Raw genomic sequence first — 18,970 nt, 5'->3', positions numbered from 1 at the left:
GTGAAAGTTTGGACGATTGCAAATCAAAAAGGTGGGGTCGGAAAAACCACAACCGTCGCATCCCTTGCTGGGATCTTAGTGGATCGTGGTTTTCGTGTTTTATTGATTGATACTGACCCGCATGCTTCATTAACCAGTTATTTACAATATGATTCAGACCAATTGCCGGTGAGTTTATATGACCTTTTTCAAGATCCTGCTACTACCAAGGCGGAATTAGAAAAACTAATACTGCCCACTGAAATTGATAATTTATCATTAATTCCTGCATCAATGTCATTAGCCACCTTGGATCGGGTATTGGGAAACCAACAAGGTATGGGGTTATTTCTTTATAAGCAGCTTAAATTAGTCGAAGATGATTACGATTTTGTGCTTATTGATTGCCCGCCGGTATTAGGTGTGATGATGGTTAATGCATTAGCCGCGTGTGAACGGATTTTGATCCCTGTACAAACTGAGTTCTTAGCATCGAAGGGCCTACAACGTATGGTACAAACCTTAGGCATCATGCAGCAGTCGAGAGGCAAAGATTTTAATTATTGCATAATCCCTACTATGTTTGACAGGCGCACCAGTGCTTCAATCAAAACTTTAGATGAATTAAAAAAGACCTATCAAGGCAAGGTCTGGAATGGTGTTATTCCCATTGATACTAAATTTAGGGATGCAAGTTTAGCGCATTTACCTATTTCACATTTTATAAAAAGCTGTCGCGGCTCTTTTGCCTATGAAACTTTATTAAATTACTTGCTACAAACTGAGCATAACTAAATGAAAAACAACAATGACGAGGCTATGAAAAACTATTTTGATTCTATGCTTCATAATGAAAAAACAACGCCGGCGTCAGAAAAATCAGATAAACCAGAAAAAAAGGCCTCGACTGAATTTGCAGAGTTACCAACATTGCCTGAAGAATTAGTGTTTTCAAATTCAAGCACTAAAGCGCAATTGCATTTACAAGTATCAGAAGAAGCCGAAATACTAAAACAATCAGCAACCACCGAAGAATGGAAAAATATTGACGTAGAGAATGAGTTTCAAGTGTTATTTTTTGAGCTTAATCATGTTACGTTTGCAGTACCTTTGACTGATTTAGGTGGTATCTATCACCTTGATAAAGAACTTAATTTTTTGATGGGCAAACCAGCTTGGTTTTCTGGCGTCACAAAACATAATAATAAACTCTATAATATCGTCGATACATCATTATGGTTGCAGCTTGGTTGCAGCGCCAAGGATCTTAAGTATAGTCATTATATTTTATTGGGTAGTACACCGTGGGGATTATCCTGTGAGAAATTGTTAGGCACAGAAAATCTCAGCAAAGATCAGGTTAGGTGGCGCGACAAAAAAGGATCTCGCCCTTGGTTAGCGGGGATGGTGAAGAATAAAATGTGCGCTTTGATCCACGTACAAGAATTAATTAAGCTATTGAATCAAGGAATGGACATTCGAGGCTAGGTTAGCATGGAAATTTGAATATTTGCTACTAAGCTAAATTAAAATTTACAACATTTAAGCAGAGGCAAAATGAATATAGAATCTAAACTGTCTGATAAAACATCAGAAGATGAAATTTTTCAACGTGTAACGTTTCTTTTAGACAATGAAACATACGGTATCAATGTAATGCAAGTGCAAGAGATTTTGCGTTACAGCGAAATCGCAGCAGTACCGGGTGCACCTGATTATGTGGTAGGGATTATCAACCTGCGCGGCAATGTAGTTACTGTAATTGATACTCGCTCTCGCTTTGGCTTAATGCCTGCTGAGATCACTGATAATAGCCGTATTGTTATCATTGAAGCTGAAAAGCAAGTGATTGGTATTTTAGTAGATAGTGTTGCTGAAGTCGTATATTTGAAAAAATCAGAGATGGAACCAGCTCCTCATGTAGGTACTGAAGAAAGCTCTCAATTTATTCAAGGTGTCTGTAACCGCGACAATGGCTTGTTAATTTTAGTTGATTTAAACAAATTACTCAGTGATGATGAGTGGGACGAATTAAACCTACTTTAATGACCTGTATCGAGTAACACATGTTTTTACAATATATTCCTTGGCTAGCACTTTTGTTAGCCATTATTTTTTTTATTACTATGCTTTTTTTATTTAAAAAAATGAGTAAAAAAGCACACTCTTTAGAAGTATTAGTGAAGTCTTTACTTGCACAGCAAGAGGCTAATAAAAAACAATTTATAGAGATTCATTCTGGTGCCGTAGGAATGGGTAAGAAGCTGCAACAGTTAGATGTCGTGGTGAGAAAAACCCAGGAAAACCAAGTTAACTTAGTGGCTTCTGCGCCAGAAAATAGACTTTATACACGTGCCATGAAAATGGTTGAGCTTGGTGCAAGTGTTGAAGAGTTAATGACTGATTGTGAATTGCCTCGTGCTGAAGCTGAGTTGCTAGTTAACCTACACCGTAAATAGCTTGATTCAAAAATAGCTTGGTCCAAATAAATTGAGCTAAATAATTTCAGCGGCATATTTTTAACTGCATAATCACTACTAGCAATAATAAAAAAGTAGTAATAATAAAAAAGCAGACATAATAAAAGCACAGGCGCATTGTCTAAATGAATTTTAAAATGCAGTGCTGCCTGTTATTGCTTAGTTTAGATTAATACTATGAGAGTGAGTATAAGTTGAAAAGTAACGTTATTAAGCCTTATTGTTCAATTAACACTGACACATTCCTATACTGCCATCTATCAATTCATTACCTTGCATAGAGAACTAAAAAAGAGGCGAATACTTTCCATTTTCAACATAATTGACTGTTAATCTTATCTCCCCCATTTTTTCCTGTATTACCTGATCTCAGATAGTTACCCGTCTGCTTTTTCTATGTTAGGATCCGCTAACATTTTAATATGACATTAAATGGCATATTATGACGATTGTACTTTTTAAAGTATAACTTTTTGGTCATACTCTTTAGCTCATCATTCCTTAGTGATATGAATGCTTTCTATATAATAAAAGCGATTTAGAAAAGCCGATACAAGAAAAATAAGTGTTCTAGTCTACTAAAGTAGAACACTTAATTATTACGATTGATATAAGGGTAAGCCTGAATGCTTCAGTGTAAAAACTTAACTTGTGTGCGTGAAGAGCGAGTTTTGTTCAATAATCTAAATTTTACCCTAGCTCCCGGCGAAATCTTACAGGTCGAGGGACCTAATGGTGTGGGGAAAACCAGCTTATTCCGTTTACTGGTTGGGTTATCAACCCCCTATGAAGGTGAAGTGCACTGGCAACATCAAAGTATTGCGTTAGATCGCGATGCTTATTATCAAAATATGCTTTATCTTGGCCATAAGTCCGGTGTTAAACCTGAATTAACCGCACTTGAAAACCTGCATTATTTTCATCAATTATTTAATCCAAAGGTTGAGTTTGATGCATGGGAAATTTTGACTTTAGTAGGTTTGGCGGGATACGAAAATGTACCAACGGCACAATTGTCAGCGGGTCAGCAACGTCGTGTGGCATTAGCAAGAATGTGGTTTAGTGATTGTCCGTTATGGATTTTAGATGAACCGTTTACGGCCATTGATAAAAATGGCGTGCAAGTGATTGAAAAATTATTAATCAAACATGCTGAAAAGGGGGGCATGGTGATATTGACCACTCACCAAGATTTATTATTACCACCCCAATTATATAAAAAATTAACCTTACAAAAGCCAGCGGCAGGAGAGCAATATGTTTAATGCTTTTTTGCAAATTGTACGTAAAGAATTATTAGGCGCTTTCCGCCAACAAAGTGATATTTTAAATCCGATTTGGTTTTTTGTTATTGTCGTGACTTTATTCCCATTAGGGATTGGTACCGATCCGGCTTTATTAGCTCGTATTGCACCGGGGATTATCTGGGTTGCCGCCTTGCTAGCTGCGTTGTTATCTTTTGAGCGTTTATTTAAAGATGATTTCATCGACGGTTCACTAGAGCAAATGATGCTAGCACCACAACCTTTAACCTGGTTAGTCAGTGCTAAAGTGTTTGCGCATTGGTTACTAACAGGGTTGCCGATATTATTAGTTTCTCCTTTATTGGCAGTGTTTTTGTCACTACAAGAAAGTACTTTCTGGGCATTATTTTTGACGCTGTTGATTGGCACGCCAATTTTGAGTTTACTGGGCTCAATTGGTGTTGCGTTAACAATTGGCTTACGTAAAGGAGGTGTATTGCTAAGTTTGATTATGCTGCCTTTGAGTATTCCTATTTTAATTTTTTCAACAATGGCGATTGATGCTGCAACGTTTGGACAATCGTATATCGGTTTATTGGCATTATTAGGTGCCATGTTAGTTGGGGCAATTACTTTAGCGCCCTTTGCTATCGCTGCTTCATTAAGGGTTAGTGTTAGTTAATCTATTTGCTAAATGTCAGCGTATAGACTGTTGTGTTTGTTAATGATCAATACTGATAACTCAATATCAGGTATTATTTAAACTTTTTTATTAATGTAAAGATCAAGATAGAGATTCGATTATGTGGAAATGGTTACACCCCTATGCAAAAGCGGAAAAAAGTTATGCATTATCCGGTAAGTTAATGCCGTGGTTTTTGGCCGTTGCATTGCCTACTTTTGTAGTGGGTATAATATGGGGCTTAGCATTTGCACCAGCGGATTATCAGCAGGGTGATAGCTTTAGAATTATCTACATACATGTACCCGCAGCGATGATGGCGATGGGCGCATACTCGACTATGGCGATTGCCGCTTTTATTGGCTTAGTATGGCAAATTCGTTTAGCGGAAATGACCGTTGCAGCGACCGCACCGATTGGTGCTGTTTATACTTTTATCGCTCTATTTACTGGCGCCGCATGGGGTAAACCTATGTGGGGTGCTTGGTGGGTTTGGGATGCACGATTAACCTCAGAGTTGATTTTGTTATTTGTATACCTAGGCATTATTGCTTTATACAACGCTTTCTCAGACAAAGTATTAGCGGGGCGTGCAGCCTCTATTTTGACCTTGGTAGGTGTGATTAATCTGCCTATTATTCATTTCTCAGTGGTATGGTGGAATACTTTGCATCAAGGAGCAACCATCACAAAGTTTGATCAGCCTTCCATGGCAACCGACATGTTGGTTCCACTACTGATCATGATTGTCAGCTTTGCAGCCTTCTTAGGATTCATGGTGTTATATCGTTTCCGTAATGAAATATTGCAAAGAGAAAGCCATCGCCCATGGGTGATAGCATTAGTACAGCAATCCAGCTCTTCAGTTAATAAACGAGGTTAATATGGCATTTGCATCCTGGTCCGATTTTATCGCCATGGGCGGTTATAGTTTTTATGTTTGGTTAGCTTATGGCGTGTCACTACTCAGTGTTTTGTTATTAGTTATTAGCACAGTGACCAAGCGTAAAAAAATATTCAAGCATGTTGAACAACGCCTACTGCGTGAACAACGTATTAAAGCAGCTGAAAATAGAGAAGGCACCCTATGAATCCAAGACGTAAAAAGCGCTTATTAATCACCTCTTCATTAATTGTCGGGTTGTCTGTCGCAATTGGTTTGACGTTATTTGCACTACAGCAAAATATTGATCTGTTTTATACACCCGATGAAATCATTAATGGTAAAAACGAAACGGGTATCAAACCAGAAGTCGGTCAGCGCTTACGCGTTGGTGGTATGGTCTTAAATGGTTCCGTACAACGCGATCCAGAAAGCTTGAAAGTAAGTTTTGATCTGATTGATAATAAAGCAGGTCAAGTCACTGTTTATTTTGATGGAATTTTACCGGACCTTTTCCGTGAAGGTCAGGGGATCGTTGCACAGGGAGTGTTAAAATCACGTAATGCTATTGATGCTTTTGAAGTCTTAGCTAAGCACGATGAGGAATACATGCCACCTGAAGTTGCTGATGCGCTAAAGGGTATGGATCATTTAAAAACACAACAATCAAACTAAAGGGTTAGATTAATGCTTCCTGAAATTGGCCAATTTTCCTTAATCTTGGCATGTATACTGTCATTGCTACAAACTGTATATCCACTTTACGGTGTTCATACGGGGCACCAAGGTGCTATTCGTAGCGCTAAAATATTTACTATTTTACAATTTGTAGCCGTCGCCACTTCCTTTGTTATTTTAAGTTACTCTTTTTTAATCAATGATTTTACCATTGGTTATATTGCGACTAACTCTAATTCAGCCTTACCTTGGTACTACCGTTTATCTGCGGTATGGGGCGCACATGAAGGTTCTTTATTATTGTGGGTCTTTTTACTATCGACTTGGAGTATAGCGGTTGCTTTAATGAGTAAACGTTTGCCGATTGAGTCGGTGGCTCGAGTGCTAGCGGTATTAGGTTTACTGGCCTTTGGGTTTTACTTATTTGTTATTTTAACCTCGAATCCATTTGATCGAACCTTGCCTTATTTCCCCATCGATGGCCGTGATTTAAACCCTCTATTACAGGATTTTGGCTTAGTCATACATCCACCTATGCTTTATATGGGTTATGTAGGTTTTTCTGTTGCCTTTGCTTTTGCTATTGCTGCTTTGTTAGAAGGGCGCTTAGATAGTGCTTGGGCAAAATGGTCTCGTCCTTGGACAATGGCCGCGTGGATGTTTTTAACCGTTGGTATCGCATTAGGTAGCTGGTGGGCTTATTACGAACTAGGTTGGGGCGGCTGGTGGTTTTGGGATCCAGTAGAAAACGCATCATTTATGCCATGGTTAGCCGGTACTGCCTTGATCCATTCTCTCGCGGTTAGTGAAAAACGTGGTGTGTTCAAATCATGGACAGTGCTTTTAGCCTTAAGCGCGTTCTCTTTAAGTTTATTAGGTACATTTTTAGTACGTTCTGGTGTGTTGGTCTCGGTACATGCCTTTGCCAGTGATCCTACACGTGGTCTATTTATTTTAGGCTTCTTAGTGTTAGTGATTGGCGGCTCGTTATTATTATATGCAATTCAAGCATCAAAAGTGAAAAGCCGTGGTCGTTACCAGTTAGTGTCGCGTGAAAGTGTATTGCTGATTAACAACATACTATTAATCGCTGCTTTAATCGTAGTGTTATTAGGAACATTGTTACCTTTAGTACATAAAGAAATTGGGCTTGGTAGTATCTCTATCGGCGAACCTTTCTTTAATCGTATGTTCACCATTATTATTGTGCCTTTTGCTTTGTTTGTGGGTGTCGGTTCATTATTCCGTTGGAAACGTCAGCAACTTAATGACCTGAAAAAACCGCTAACGATGATCCTTATTTTAAGTGTGTTATCGACGATAGTATTCCTATTTACCTTTGCACCTTCGTTGACTTGGTTAGCGGTAATGGGGACGTTTTTAGGATTCTGGATCATCGTTGGTGTGATCTATGAAATTTATTTGCGTTCAACACATCGTCATAGCTTTAGCAAAGGAGTCATGAAGTTAGGCAACAGTCATTGGGCGATGAGTTTTGGTCATTTTGGTTTAGCGGTGATGATTATCGGTATTACCATGACACAAAATTATTCAATCGAAAAAGATGTCAAATTAGCTGTAGGTCAACATATTGCCTTTGAGCATTATGATTTTCATTTTGATCAAGTTAAACCACATAATGGGCAAAACTATACTGCCACTGTGGGTGTATTTACGGTGAAAAAAGATCAAAAAACCATTGCTGTGATGGAAGCTGAAAAACGTATCTATACGGTACAGCGTATGCCAATGACGGAAGCTGCAATCAATGCTGGTTTCACGCGTGATTTGTATATTGCCATGGGTGAAATGTTACCCGATGGTGCATGGGCAGTGCGTATCTATTACAAACCTTTTATTCGTTGGATCTGGTTAGGACCATTATTGATGGCATTTGGTGGTTTGTTAATGCTCTGTGACCGTCGTTACCGAAGCAAAAAAGACAACGTTGTGGATAGTGAAAATAAACCAGCACCAGCAGGAGGAGCCGATGCTTAATAAACGTCGCGTATTAACCTTATTAGTGCCCTTTATTATATTTATCATTGGCGCTGTTTTCTTAGCAACACCGTTATTAAAAGGCAGTGACCCCAGCAAATTGGACTCTGCTTTAGTCGGGCAAGCTGTGCCTGCGTTTACGTTGCAAGATATCTACGATGCAGATAAACAATATGATGCGAGTATCTTTAAAGGTCAGAAAATGTTGCTTAATGTTTGGGCTACATGGTGCCCCACTTGTTATGCGGAGCATACCTATCTTAATAAATTAGCCAAACAAGGTTTGTATATCGTTGGGATGAATTATAAAGATGATCGTAAAAAAGCGATTCGTTGGTTAAAAGACTTAAATGACCCTTACAAAATCAGCCTGTTTGATAAAAGTGGCATGTTAGGTATGGATTTGGGCGTTTATGGCGCACCTGAAACCTTTTTTATTGATAGTAATGGCATCATTCAATATCGTCATGTGGGCGACTTAAACGACAAAGTATGGAACGATAAGCTACTGGCTATTTATGAGGATATGCAATGATTCAATTAAATAAAATAAATACATTGATCCCTTTATTGCTAGCGGCTTGCATGATTTTATTCTCTCATGCCAGTCAAGCGGCTATTGATACCTTTGAGTTTGAAAATGCGCAGCAAGAGAAAACCTTTCACGAATTAACTAAATTATTGCGTTGTCCTAAATGTCAAAATCAAAATATTGCCGACTCCAACGCGGAATTAGCAAAGGATTTACGTAATAAAACCTATGAGTTAGTCAAACAAGGGCAAAGCAAAGATCAAGTTGTGGACTATATGGTAGCGCGATTTGGCAATTTTGTGCGTTATGATCCGCCTGTTACACCTGCGACTATATTTCTTTGGTTAGGGCCGCTGTTATTTGTTGTATTTGGTTTATTAGTATTAATTAGACAAATTAAAAAACAGCTGGCAAAAGAAGACAATTTAGACGATCAAGAACAGCAAAAGTTACAGCAGCTATTAAAACAGCATGCTAAGGATACAAAATCATGATTTTACAGTTTGTTATTGCCGCATTGTTATTACTGCTGGTATTTAGTGTGGTGATGGTAACCCATTTTGTTCGTGACAAAGCACAGCAAGGGCGAAATGAAGATCGCCGTAATCAGCTTAACCATGAGCTTTACGATATTCGTTTGAAAGAAGTTGAAGACGATCTTAGTCAAGGTGTAGTGGTTGATAAAGAAGCGATGGTGGCTGAGCTGCAATATAACCTACTCGATGATATCGATGAAGGTAAGCAAAGTAAGCAAAATAATGCACAACGTATTTGGGTACCTGGGGTTGTGTTTCTTGTTTTAGCCACGGTTGCTTTATATTGGTCAGTCGGTGCGTTTCAAGAAGTGAACAACTGGCAGCAGACGTTACAACGTTACCCTGAAATACATAAAAAATTATTTGAAGAAAATGATGCGCGACCTAACGAGCAAGAATTACAAGATTTAATGTTAGGGCTACGCACACATTTAGCTAATCAACCCAATGATGCCGAAGGTTGGGTTTTATACAGCCGCTTAGGCCGTGTTTTTAAGGATAAAGAGTTAGCGTTAGATGCCATTAAAAAGGCAGTAGATGTTGCGCCAGAAAATCCTGAGATAGAATTAGAATACATTGAACTAAAAATGAAAATTGGTGATGAGTATTCAAAAGCAACAGCTCCTTTAATGCTTAAAAACTTCTTACAAAGGTACCCTGATAATTACGATGCATGGTCAATGTACGGCTTTATGGCGCTGCAACAGGAAAACTTTGCAGGAGCCGTTGAGCGTTGGCAAAAAATGTTGAGTTTAGTTGATCCTAAAAGCGAAAAAGCGATCATGCTGAGTAACAGTATTGATTACGCCAAAAAGCAATTAACACAGCAGCAATTAGCACAGCAACAATCAGAACAAGCCGCTGCTACTGGTACACAAGCAGAGGGTGTTGATAGTGAGCAGAAGCTGAACACAAATCAAGCGACTGCAAAGGCACAAGCTTCGCCTGCTGTAGTAGGTGCTGCTTACCAAGTTAATATTACTGTTACACAACAAGTTAGTTATACTGACAACAGTACATTATTTGTTTATGCACAGGCAGTGAATGGTCCAGCTATGCCGATTGCGGCAGTTAAGTTACCGGTTACGGAATTTCCTGTGAAGGTTGTTTTATCCGATGCTAATGCCATGATGCAAGGTATTAAATTAAGTGATCATAAACAGTTTATTATCAAAGCGCGCATTTCTGCCGATGGCACCGTAAATAAAACTAACGGACAGTGGTCTGGTGTAAGTCAGGTTATAAAAGCAGGTCAGAAGGCAGCGGTTAATATCGAGATCAATCAACAATCTTGATCGCTCACATTTATCGGTCCTTTATAGTTGATGATTTATACTGGTGCTTTAATAGCAGTTACTTTAATAGCAGTTACTTTAATAACAGTTACTTTAATTACCGATAGCTTAATAACAGTCTAAAATAAGCAATTAACATCAACAGATAACAGTATTCATTACATACTGTTATCTGTTGGCTATTCATAAGACTTAACTTTTAATCTCGATAAAGTGGGGGCTGTTATTTTTTATAATAAGTTATCTCTTACTTAATTTGTCGCAAGGTACAGCATATGCTTAAACGTTCTTTTCTACTTTCTCTGGTGTTTTTAGCTAGCAACACTGTGTATGCGCAAAGTGTGCAGGGCGACAAAGAAACTTATATGAGTGACCCTATTGAACCAGTCAATCGCTTGGTGTGGGATTTTAACTATTATGTTTTAGATGGTTACATTTACAGACCGGTTACTGAAACCTACGTTGATTGGGTGCCCGATGGCGGCAGAACGGCGCTTAATAACATGGTGCTTAATTTAGACGAACCCTCAAACATTGTGAATAACTTATTACAGTTAGAGTTTAAACAGGCCACCAATGCCTTTTTTCGCTTTACCTTCAACTCAACGTTTGGCTTGCTAGGCTTATTTGATATCGCTAAGTACGGTGGCATCGAACGCCGTCGAGAAAGTTTTGGTAATGTATTAGGGCATTGGTCAGTGCCGCACGGCCCGTATCTTATGGTGCCCGTGATTGGACCGCGTAGTACCAGAATATTAGTGGGCAATGTAGTGGATGGGTTGTACTTTCCAATGAGCTATTTGAATTTATGGCAATCAGGCGTGGTATGGGGTTTAAATGGCTTAGACGTGCGCGAAGGGTTATTAGGTCAAGAAGCGTTAATCGATCAATCTCTAGACCCTTATACATTTGTGAAAGAAGCTTACATACAATACGAAGCCTTTAAATTTTATTCGCAGGGAGCGAGCTCGGATGAATTTATCAAACTGCAACAGCAAAAATCACAACGTTCACAAAAACAAACAGAACAAGAGCTGAATGATTTCCTAGATGAAATTGATTAATAGCCGTGCAAACTAATAGCAGATCATGCTTCTTGGTTACAATTCATTGCAATTGTTCCTGGCAACCTTTGCTCCTGACAAGATTTGTTCTTGGCAATCTTTGCTCAAACAATTATATGAGTTGTTACAGCACAGCAAAAAACAATATAAATACTAGTAATATAAGTACTAGCAATATAAATAAAAAAGACTAAAAACTAATTTAATCAAAGACTCGGGGTTGATATGTCAGTTGAAAATTTAATTACCATTGATGGACCAAGTGGTTCAGGTAAAGGGACCGTATGTCACATTTTAGCGAAAAAGCTAGGATGGCATTTATTAGACAGTGGAGCGCTTTATCGTATTTTAGCTTACGCCGCATTACAACAAAAAGTCGCACTAAACGATGCTCAAGCATTAGCGGATTTAGCATTAACATTAGATGTTTCATTTGTCTCTAATGGTAGCGGTGTAGATACCTTATTAAACGATGAAAATGTCGGTGATAAGTTACGCACTGAAGTGGTTGCACAAGCCGCATCGGAGGTCGCTTCTATTGAGCTGGTACGATCAGCCTTGCTAGCACGTCAAAAAGCATTCTTACAACAACCTGGTTTAATTGCCGATGGCCGAGACATGGGCACAGTGGTATTTCCAGAGGCTAAGGTCAAGATATTCTTAGATGCAAGCGCCGAGGAGCGAGCCCAACGCCGTTTTAATCAGTTGCAAGATAAGGGCTTTAATGTTAGCATCGCGCAAATTTTAAGCGAGATTAAAGAGCGTGATTATCGAGATCGTAACCGAGCTGTTGCTCCATTACGACCTGCTGATGATGCATTGGTTATTGACTCAACGACATTAACGATTGATCAAGTTGTAGACAAAGTATTAACCTTAACTGAACTTAAATTAAAAATTTCAACTGAATAATCAGTTGTTTACTAATACTACTTTATGGATGAAGTGGTAACTCTCTTGCCTCCCGTACGAATGGATTGTATGTGGTTGTATAAAATAAGTGTGAATAAATAGATGATGGAATCTTTTGCTGAACTATTTGAAGAATCTCTTCAACAAGTAGAAACTCGCCCAGGAACAATTGTTAAAGGTACAATCGTACGTATTAGCAATAATTTAGTATTCGTTGATGCTGGTCTTAAATCTGAAGCTGCTATCCCAGTTGAAGAATTCAAGAACGCTGCTGGCGAAATTGAAGTTGAAGTTGGCGATGTTTGTGATGTAGCTCTAGACGCTGTAGAAGATGGTTTCGGTGAAACTAAACTTTCTCGCGAAAAAGCTAAACGTCACGAAGCTTGGATCCAGTTAGAAAAAGCGTACGAAGACCAAGAAACTGTTATCGGTGTTATCAACGGTAAAGTTAAAGGTGGTTTCACTGTTGAATTAAACGGTATCCGTGCTTTCCTACCTGGCTCATTAGTTGACGTACGTCCGGTACGTGACACTGCTCACCTTGAAAACAAAGATATTGAATTCAAAGTGATCAAGCTAGACCAAAAACGCAACAATGTTGTTGTATCTCGTCGTGCTGTTATCGAAACTGAAAACAGTGTTGAACGTGATGAGCTTCTTGAGAACCTTCAAGAAGGTCAAGAAGTTAAAGGTATCGTTAAGAACCTTACTGACTACGGTGCATTCGTAGACTTAGGCGGCGTAGACGGCCTACTACATATCACTGATATGGCTTGGAAACGTGTTAAACACCCAAGCGAAATCGTAACTGTTGGTGAAGAAATCAACGTTAAAATCCTTAAGTTTGACCGTGAGCGTACTCGTGTATCACTAGGTCTTAAGCAATTAGGTGAAGATCCATGGGTTGCAATCGCTAAGCGTTACCCTGAATCAACTCGTCTAACTGGTAAAGTTACAAACTTAACTGATTACGGTTGTTTCGTAGAAATTGAAGAAGGCGTAGAAGGTCTTGTTCACGTTTCTGAAATGGATTGGACTAATAAAAACATCCACCCATCTAAAGTTGTTAACTTAGGCGATATGGCTGAAGTTATGGTTCTAGACATCGACGAAGAACGTCGTCGTATTTCTCTAGGCCTTAAACAATGTAAAGCTAACCCGTGGGAAGAGTTCTCTTCAACACACGATAAAGGCCAAAAAGTTTCTGGTAAGATTAAATCTATCACTGACTTCGGTATCTTCATCGGTCTTGATGGCAACATCGACGGTCTAGTTCACCTTTCTGACATTAGCTGGGAAGTTGAAGGCGAAAAAGCAGTACTTGACTACAAAAAAGGCGACGAAATCGAAGCTGTTGTATTACAAGTTGACCCAGAGCGCGAACGTATCTCTCTAGGTATCAAACAAATTGCTGCTGACCCATTCAACAATTACTTAGCAGAATTCAAGAAAGGAACTATTGTTACTGGTACTATTTCTGAAGTTGATGCTAAGGGTGCTACAGTTACTCTTACTGAAGGCGTTGAAGGTTACATCCGTGTTGCAGATATCTCACGTGATCGTATCGAAGATGCATCTACAGTATTAAAAGCTGGCGAATCTGTTGAAGCTAAATACGTTGGTGTTGATCGTAAAAACCGCGTAATCAGCTTGTCTATCAAAGCTAAAGATGAAGCAGATGAGAAAGATGCTATCGATAGCTTGAAGCAACAAGATGAAGCAAGCATGGGTAATGCAATGCTTGACGCGTTTAACGCTGCTAAAGGCAAATAATTAAAAGTGGCTGGCAACAGCCACCTTTAATAGCATTAACTGGTGTCTTTTTTAATTTGTATTCACATAATACGAGGTAAGTTATGACTAAGTCTGATTTGATCGAAAGGCTAACCAGCAAACACTTTCAATTGTCGGTTAAAGAAGTTGAAGATAGTGTTAAAGAAACATTAATGTTGATGACCAATTCCCTTGCCTCAGGCGAGCGTATTGAAGTCAGAGGCTTTGGTAGTTTTTCTTTACATTACCGTGCTCCACGCATTGGCCGTAACCCTAAAACAGGGGATAAGGTTGAACTAGGTGGGAAGTATGTTCCTCACTTCAAACCGGGTAAAGCATTGAGAGAACGTGTTAATGCAATAAATGCCTAAATAAAAATGGTGCTGAAAAGCACCATTTTTTTTATCTATTATTTCTTCTTAATTGCTTCCAATCTTTTTTAAAGTCCACTTCTGTCACCATTTCATCCCTAATAGTATTAATTTGATCAATATCCTAGAGGATAATGGCAAAGGAATCATATCAATGATTTATTCCCTGCTTGATTTATAATACACTCATCACTTCTTATTCTTGTGTGGGTATCAGTATGAAACGCTTTCTAACTATATTAATCACAGTGGTATTTTTTATTATTGTGATTGTAATAGGTTTAAAAAACCAACAACTCGTCACCTTAAATTATCTCATTGCGCAAAATGAATTACGCTTATCAACATTATTAGCGATTGTTTTCTCAATGGGTTTTTCAATGGCGATATTTATTGCTAGTTATTTTTATTTAGCATTAAAAATGAAGGCTCGTCAGCTACGTAAATTAACCGTTAAACAACGTAGAGAGCTGAATGATTTGCGCGCCAATATTGAAAAAGATTAATTCTTAGTGCAAGAAATATTCTTTCTCTTACTGCCCGTGGCTGCCTTTTATGGTTGGTACATGGGCGTGCGCAGCGTTTATCAGAAAAAACAGCAGAAAGGCAATAAATTAAGCCGTGATTATGTTCAAGGCTTAAATTTTTTATTAAATGAACAACCCGATAAAGCCGTTGATCATTTTATTGCATTGTTAGATGTTGATGATGAAACCATTGAAACACACCTCGCCCTAGGCAATCTATTTCGTCAAAATGGCGAAGTCGACCGTGCGATCCGTATTCATCAAAACTTAATTGCGCGTCCTAACTTAACACTTGAGCAACGCGACCTTGCTATGTTGCAATTGGGTAAAGACTTCTATCAATCGGGTTTGTTTGACCGCAGTGAAGAAACCTTTATTCAACTCAAGGAATCTCCTGAGTACAGACAAGTTGCGCTAGAAAACCTATTACTTATCTACCAACAACTAAAAGATTGGCAAGAGGCGATTAACTGTACCGAACAGTTAAATAAAATGGGCCAAGATAAAGCCAAGCCAAGAACCTTATCTTACCTTTATTGCAGCTTAGCGGATCAATTGAAAAAACCTGATCAACAAAAGCAAGCCATCAAGTTATATCAAAAAGCATTAGTGACTTACCCTAAGTGTATACGCGCTTGTATCGCCATAGCCGATTATTACGATCAAGAACATCAGCAGAAAAAAGCCTTAGAAGTATTACAACGTGTGCCTGAATTAGATATCGACTTTACCGAAGTGATATTAGAAAAGTTATATGCGCTGCACAAAGAGCTACATACAGAACAAGCGTTAATGGATTATTTGTATCATATTGTGGGGTTAGGCGGAGGCGCAAGTGCGGTTATCCTATTAGCTAGCTTAATTGCGGAATTTAAAAGCGTTGAAGAAGCCCAGGCATTTATGCTGCAAGAGCTAAGACGTAACCCGACCATGAAAGGCTTTAATCACTTAATGACCTATCATTTGCGATTAGCACAGTCAGATAATGAGAAAGAAAGTTTAGTATTTCTTCATACCTTAGTGAGTGAGCAAATTAAATCTCGCTCTCAATATCGCTGTCAAAAATGTGGCTATTCCACTAAAAAACTATTCTGGCAGTGCCCATCTTGTAAAAGCTGGGGACGCATTAAACCGATCCGAGGTTTAGATGGCGAATAGTCGATTGTGCATTTACAATCACGTCGCTTTCATTCACGATCACACAGTAAATTCACAATCACACATTATAAATATTTAATTACATCCGTTTGATATAGGAATAAAAATGACTCAGCTTACCGACCCTAAAGTGGTTATCGCATTAGATTACGATAACAAGCAACAAGCACTCGCTTTTATTGAGCAACTTGATCCTAGTACTTGCCGCTTAAAGATTGGTAAAGAGATGTTTACTCACTTTGGGCCTGAATTTGTTAAGTTAGTAGTGGCTAAAGGCTTTGATGTGTTTTTAGATTTAAAGTTTCACGATATTCCTAACACAGTTGCAAAAGCAGTCAAAGCAGCGGCTGACTTAGGTGTGTGGATGGTCAATGTGCATGCCAGTGGTGGCCGTCGTATGATGGAAGCTGCAAAAGAAATATTGATACCTTACGGTGATAAAGCGCCTCTATTAATTGCCGTCACCGTATTAACCAGTATGGATCAAAGCGACCTCGCAGAACTAGGCATTGAGTTAACACCTGCCGAGCAAGTGAAACGTCTTGCCACATTAACTAAATCATCAGGGTTAGATGGCGTAGTTTGTTCGTCACACGAAGCGCAACAGTTAAAAGCCTTGTTAGGTGAGTCATTTAAACTGATCACGCCGGGTATTCGCCCAGCAGGCTCTGCAGCAGGTGATCAACGCCGTATTAAAACACCAAAGCAGGCAATTGACAGTGGATCCGACTATTTAGTCATTGGACGTCCTATTACTCAAGCGCAAGATCCCGTTGCCGTATTAAATGAAATTAACGCATCGCTAGGTTAATTAAGCTCCGTTAAAGGATCGCCAGTTTTTATGAAAAAAATAGATATAACTAAATATAAAGCAGATTTTATACAAAAAATTGCTTTTGATTTCAAACAATGGATGTCACCGGCAATACGTGATTATTATTCATTGTTTTTGAAAAATGCACATCAAAACCGTGAGCAGCTATTGTCGTGGGTAAAGGAATACTCAGTACTAGAGAATGGCCGCTCCGTTAAAGTAGCGCAAAAACCAATTCAAGTTTCCTCGGAAGCCCGTGAATTGTTTTTATGCTTACAAACCAGAATAGGCGAAGAGGTACACGTTGGTGAATGGCTAACAATTACACAGGATCGTGTGGATCAATTTGCACATGTCACGGAAGATCATCAATGGTTACATAATGATGTAGAACGTGCTGAAAGAGAATCACCCTTTAAAACCACCATTGCTCACGGTTTTTTGACGTTATCCCTGCTGCCGCATTTAACTGACAGTGTGGATGCCAGTCGTCCTGCGTACCCTAATGCAAAAATGACAGTGAATTACGGACTTAATCAAGTACGTTTTCCTTATCCAGTGAAAACCGGCAGTGTGATCCGTGCGCATAGCCGTTTAATTAAAGTGTCACCGATCAAACGCGGTTTAGAGATCGAAAAAGAGATCTCCGTAGAAATCCAAGGTACACGCCGCCCAGGTTGTGTGGCCGTTTCCGTGGTCAGGGTTTATTTCTAATTGGTTTTCTAAGACCAACTAAACTGAGTGGTTACAATAAATTGACACTTGTTATTGTTACCACTTACCACTTACTTATCTAAACTTGAACCCGCACCTGAATTTAGTTCGATTATAAAGTGCTTATATTCAAATATTAAGTGAATAAAAAGGACATTATTGCCACCTTATACAAGCTAATCATTATTTATTATTTATTACTTATTACTTATTATTTATTACTTATTACTTATTACTTATTACTTATTACTTATTACTTATTACTTATTAAAAACATATCTTGGATTCAGATCATAAGTGCATAACTTGAATTGGTAGAAAAGACGGTCAGCTGAATATATGCTTATCGCTTTTTCTCCGGCAAGAGATGCAACAATGAAAACATATAAACAACTGACCTACGAACAACGATGCCAGATTTATGCGCTAAAGAAAATAGGCATGAGTCAAAATAAAATAGCTAAACAACTGAATGTGAATCAATCAACGCTTAGTAGGGAGCTTTCTCGCAATACAGGTAAGCGAGGTTATCGAATTAACCAGGCCCAACAAGCTGCAGTTAAAAGGCGTATTGAAGCGCGTAAAGCGATTAAAATGACATCTACTCTGATTGCATTAATAAATGTAAAACTAGGTGAAAAATGGAGTCCTGACCAAATCTCAGGATGGCTTAAGAAAGAGCATGGTACCAGTATTAGCGATGAAACTATTTACCAACATATTTGCTCCAATAAGCGGAGTGGTGGTCAATTATTCCAATATCTGCGTCGAAAAGGCAAGGCTTACCAAGCGCGCAATAAAGATAAACAAGCTGGTCGAGGTTTTATCAAGAACCGCGTCAGTATTGATGAGCGACCTAATATCGTTGATACACGTAGCCGAGTTGGTGATTGGGAAATAGATTTAGTCATTGGTAAAGGGCACAGCGGCGCATTAGTGACTATTGTTGAGCGTAAAACGCGTTTTACAGTATCGACACGTATTGATGATAAGTCAGCAAAGACTGTCACTGCGGCCACACTTGCATTATTAAAACCATTTAAAAATGCAGTATTAACCATCACCGCTGATAACGGTAAAGAGTTCGCTTATCACGAAGAGTTAACCAAAAAATTAAAGTGTGCAGTCTATTTTGCAGACCCATACTGTTCATGGCAACGTGGTTTGAATGAAAATACAAATGGTTTGTTAAGACAATATTGGCCCAAATCTACCGACTTTAAAAAAGTATCGAATTCATTAGTAAAAGAGGTAATATTGAAACTCAATGACAGACCAAGAAAGAAATTAGATTACAATACGCCAGCCAAATTAATGGCTGAACATATGG

22 protein-coding genes are annotated in these 18,970 nt (G+C 38.7%); all 22 read left to right on the top strand.

The genetic code is table 11. From position 1 onward, the window contains the following. Positions 1–774, top strand: a complete 774-nt coding sequence (locus GQR44_RS11260) for a ParA family protein (protein WP_166371903.1) — start codon at positions 1–3, stop codon at positions 772–774. 24 nt (positions 775–798) lie between these two features. After that, on the top strand, positions 799–1,467 hold the full coding sequence (locus tag GQR44_RS11255) for a chemotaxis protein CheW (RefSeq protein ID WP_240923633.1): 669 nt from the start codon (positions 799–801) through the stop codon (positions 1,465–1,467). Positions 1,468–1,536: 69 nt separating this feature from the next. Next, entirely contained in the window at positions 1,537–2,025 is a 489-nt protein-coding gene (locus GQR44_RS11250; RefSeq protein WP_166371901.1) for a chemotaxis protein CheW, read from the top strand. 20 nt (positions 2,026–2,045) lie between these two features. After that, positions 2,046–2,438, top strand: coding sequence for a DUF2802 domain-containing protein (locus tag GQR44_RS11245; protein ID WP_166371900.1), 393 nt, complete (start codon positions 2,046–2,048; stop codon positions 2,436–2,438). A gap of 647 nt (positions 2,439–3,085) precedes the next feature. After that, the gene (gene ccmA / locus GQR44_RS11240) at positions 3,086–3,724 is read left to right on the top strand and encodes a cytochrome c biogenesis heme-transporting ATPase CcmA (RefSeq protein ID WP_166371899.1); all 639 of its coding nucleotides are present in this window, start codon (positions 3,086–3,088) and stop codon (positions 3,722–3,724) included. Further along, the gene (ccmB, locus tag GQR44_RS11235) at positions 3,717–4,385 is read left to right on the top strand and encodes a heme exporter protein CcmB (RefSeq protein ID WP_166371898.1); all 669 of its coding nucleotides are present in this window, start codon (positions 3,717–3,719) and stop codon (positions 4,383–4,385) included. The genes ccmA and ccmB overlap by 8 nt, the downstream gene beginning before the upstream one ends. A gap of 121 nt (positions 4,386–4,506) precedes the next feature. Next, positions 4,507–5,268 carry a heme ABC transporter permease gene (locus GQR44_RS11230; protein WP_166371897.1) on the top strand — a complete coding sequence of 254 codons (762 nt, stop codon included), beginning with the start codon at positions 4,507–4,509 and terminating at the stop codon, positions 5,266–5,268. 1 nt (position 5,269) lies between these two features. Beyond that, the gene (gene ccmD, locus GQR44_RS11225; protein WP_166371896.1) at positions 5,270–5,476 is read left to right on the top strand and encodes a heme exporter protein CcmD; all 207 of its coding nucleotides are present in this window, start codon (positions 5,270–5,272) and stop codon (positions 5,474–5,476) included. Continuing rightward, positions 5,473–5,943, top strand: a complete 471-nt coding sequence (gene ccmE, locus GQR44_RS11220; RefSeq protein WP_028867431.1) for a cytochrome c maturation protein CcmE — start codon at positions 5,473–5,475, stop codon at positions 5,941–5,943. The genes ccmD and ccmE overlap by 4 nt, the downstream gene beginning before the upstream one ends. A gap of 12 nt (positions 5,944–5,955) precedes the next feature. Beyond that, on the top strand, positions 5,956–7,944 hold the full coding sequence (locus GQR44_RS11215; RefSeq protein ID WP_166371895.1) for a heme lyase CcmF/NrfE family subunit: 1,989 nt from the start codon (positions 5,956–5,958) through the stop codon (positions 7,942–7,944). Beyond that, entirely contained in the window at positions 7,937–8,479 is a 543-nt protein-coding gene (locus tag GQR44_RS11210) for a DsbE family thiol:disulfide interchange protein (protein WP_166371894.1), read from the top strand. The genes GQR44_RS11215 and GQR44_RS11210 overlap by 8 nt, the downstream gene beginning before the upstream one ends. Continuing rightward, positions 8,476–8,970, top strand: a complete 495-nt coding sequence (locus tag GQR44_RS11205) for a cytochrome c-type biogenesis protein (RefSeq protein WP_166371893.1) — start codon at positions 8,476–8,478, stop codon at positions 8,968–8,970. Before GQR44_RS11210 ends, GQR44_RS11205 begins: the two co-directional genes overlap by 4 nt. Beyond that, entirely contained in the window at positions 8,967–10,307 is a 1,341-nt protein-coding gene (gene ccmI / locus GQR44_RS11200; protein ID WP_166371892.1) for a c-type cytochrome biogenesis protein CcmI, read from the top strand. The genes GQR44_RS11205 and ccmI overlap by 4 nt, the downstream gene beginning before the upstream one ends. Before the next feature lie 275 nt (positions 10,308–10,582). Further along, the gene (locus tag GQR44_RS11195) at positions 10,583–11,371 is read left to right on the top strand and encodes a VacJ family lipoprotein (protein ID WP_166371891.1); all 789 of its coding nucleotides are present in this window, start codon (positions 10,583–10,585) and stop codon (positions 11,369–11,371) included. Between the two features lie 225 nt (positions 11,372–11,596). After that, entirely contained in the window at positions 11,597–12,283 is a 687-nt protein-coding gene (gene cmk, locus GQR44_RS11190) for a (d)CMP kinase (protein ID WP_166371890.1), read from the top strand. A 102-nt stretch (positions 12,284–12,385) separates the two neighbouring features. After that, entirely contained in the window at positions 12,386–14,056 is a 1,671-nt protein-coding gene (rpsA, locus tag GQR44_RS11185; RefSeq protein ID WP_166371889.1) for a 30S ribosomal protein S1, read from the top strand. A gap of 83 nt (positions 14,057–14,139) precedes the next feature. After that, positions 14,140–14,427, top strand: coding sequence for an integration host factor subunit beta (gene ihfB / locus GQR44_RS11180; protein ID WP_028867438.1), 288 nt, complete (start codon positions 14,140–14,142; stop codon positions 14,425–14,427). Between the two features lie 218 nt (positions 14,428–14,645). Next, entirely contained in the window at positions 14,646–14,933 is a 288-nt protein-coding gene (locus GQR44_RS11175) for a lipopolysaccharide assembly protein LapA domain-containing protein (RefSeq protein ID WP_166371888.1), read from the top strand. A gap of 6 nt (positions 14,934–14,939) precedes the next feature. Continuing rightward, the gene (lapB, locus tag GQR44_RS11170; protein WP_166371887.1) at positions 14,940–16,112 is read left to right on the top strand and encodes a lipopolysaccharide assembly protein LapB; all 1,173 of its coding nucleotides are present in this window, start codon (positions 14,940–14,942) and stop codon (positions 16,110–16,112) included. 106 nt (positions 16,113–16,218) lie between these two features. Then, positions 16,219–16,923 carry an orotidine-5'-phosphate decarboxylase gene (gene pyrF, locus GQR44_RS11165; RefSeq protein ID WP_166371886.1) on the top strand — a complete coding sequence of 235 codons (705 nt, stop codon included), beginning with the start codon at positions 16,219–16,221 and terminating at the stop codon, positions 16,921–16,923. Positions 16,924–16,953: 30 nt separating this feature from the next. Then, positions 16,954–17,640 (top strand): MaoC family dehydratase, encoded by a 687-nt coding sequence (locus tag GQR44_RS11160; RefSeq protein ID WP_166371885.1) that lies wholly within the window; start codon positions 16,954–16,956, stop codon positions 17,638–17,640. A gap of 375 nt (positions 17,641–18,015) precedes the next feature. Continuing rightward, positions 18,016–18,970: IS30 family transposase (locus GQR44_RS11155; RefSeq protein ID WP_166371884.1), on the top strand; the 955-nt coding region annotated here is incomplete at its 3' end.

Source organism: Psychromonas sp. SA13A, from assembly GCF_011378715.1.
Taxonomy (GTDB): Bacteria; Pseudomonadota; Gammaproteobacteria; order Enterobacterales; family Psychromonadaceae; genus Psychromonas.
The sequence above is the reverse complement of the archived record's forward strand: the minus strand, read 5'-3'. Positions and strand labels throughout refer to the sequence as shown.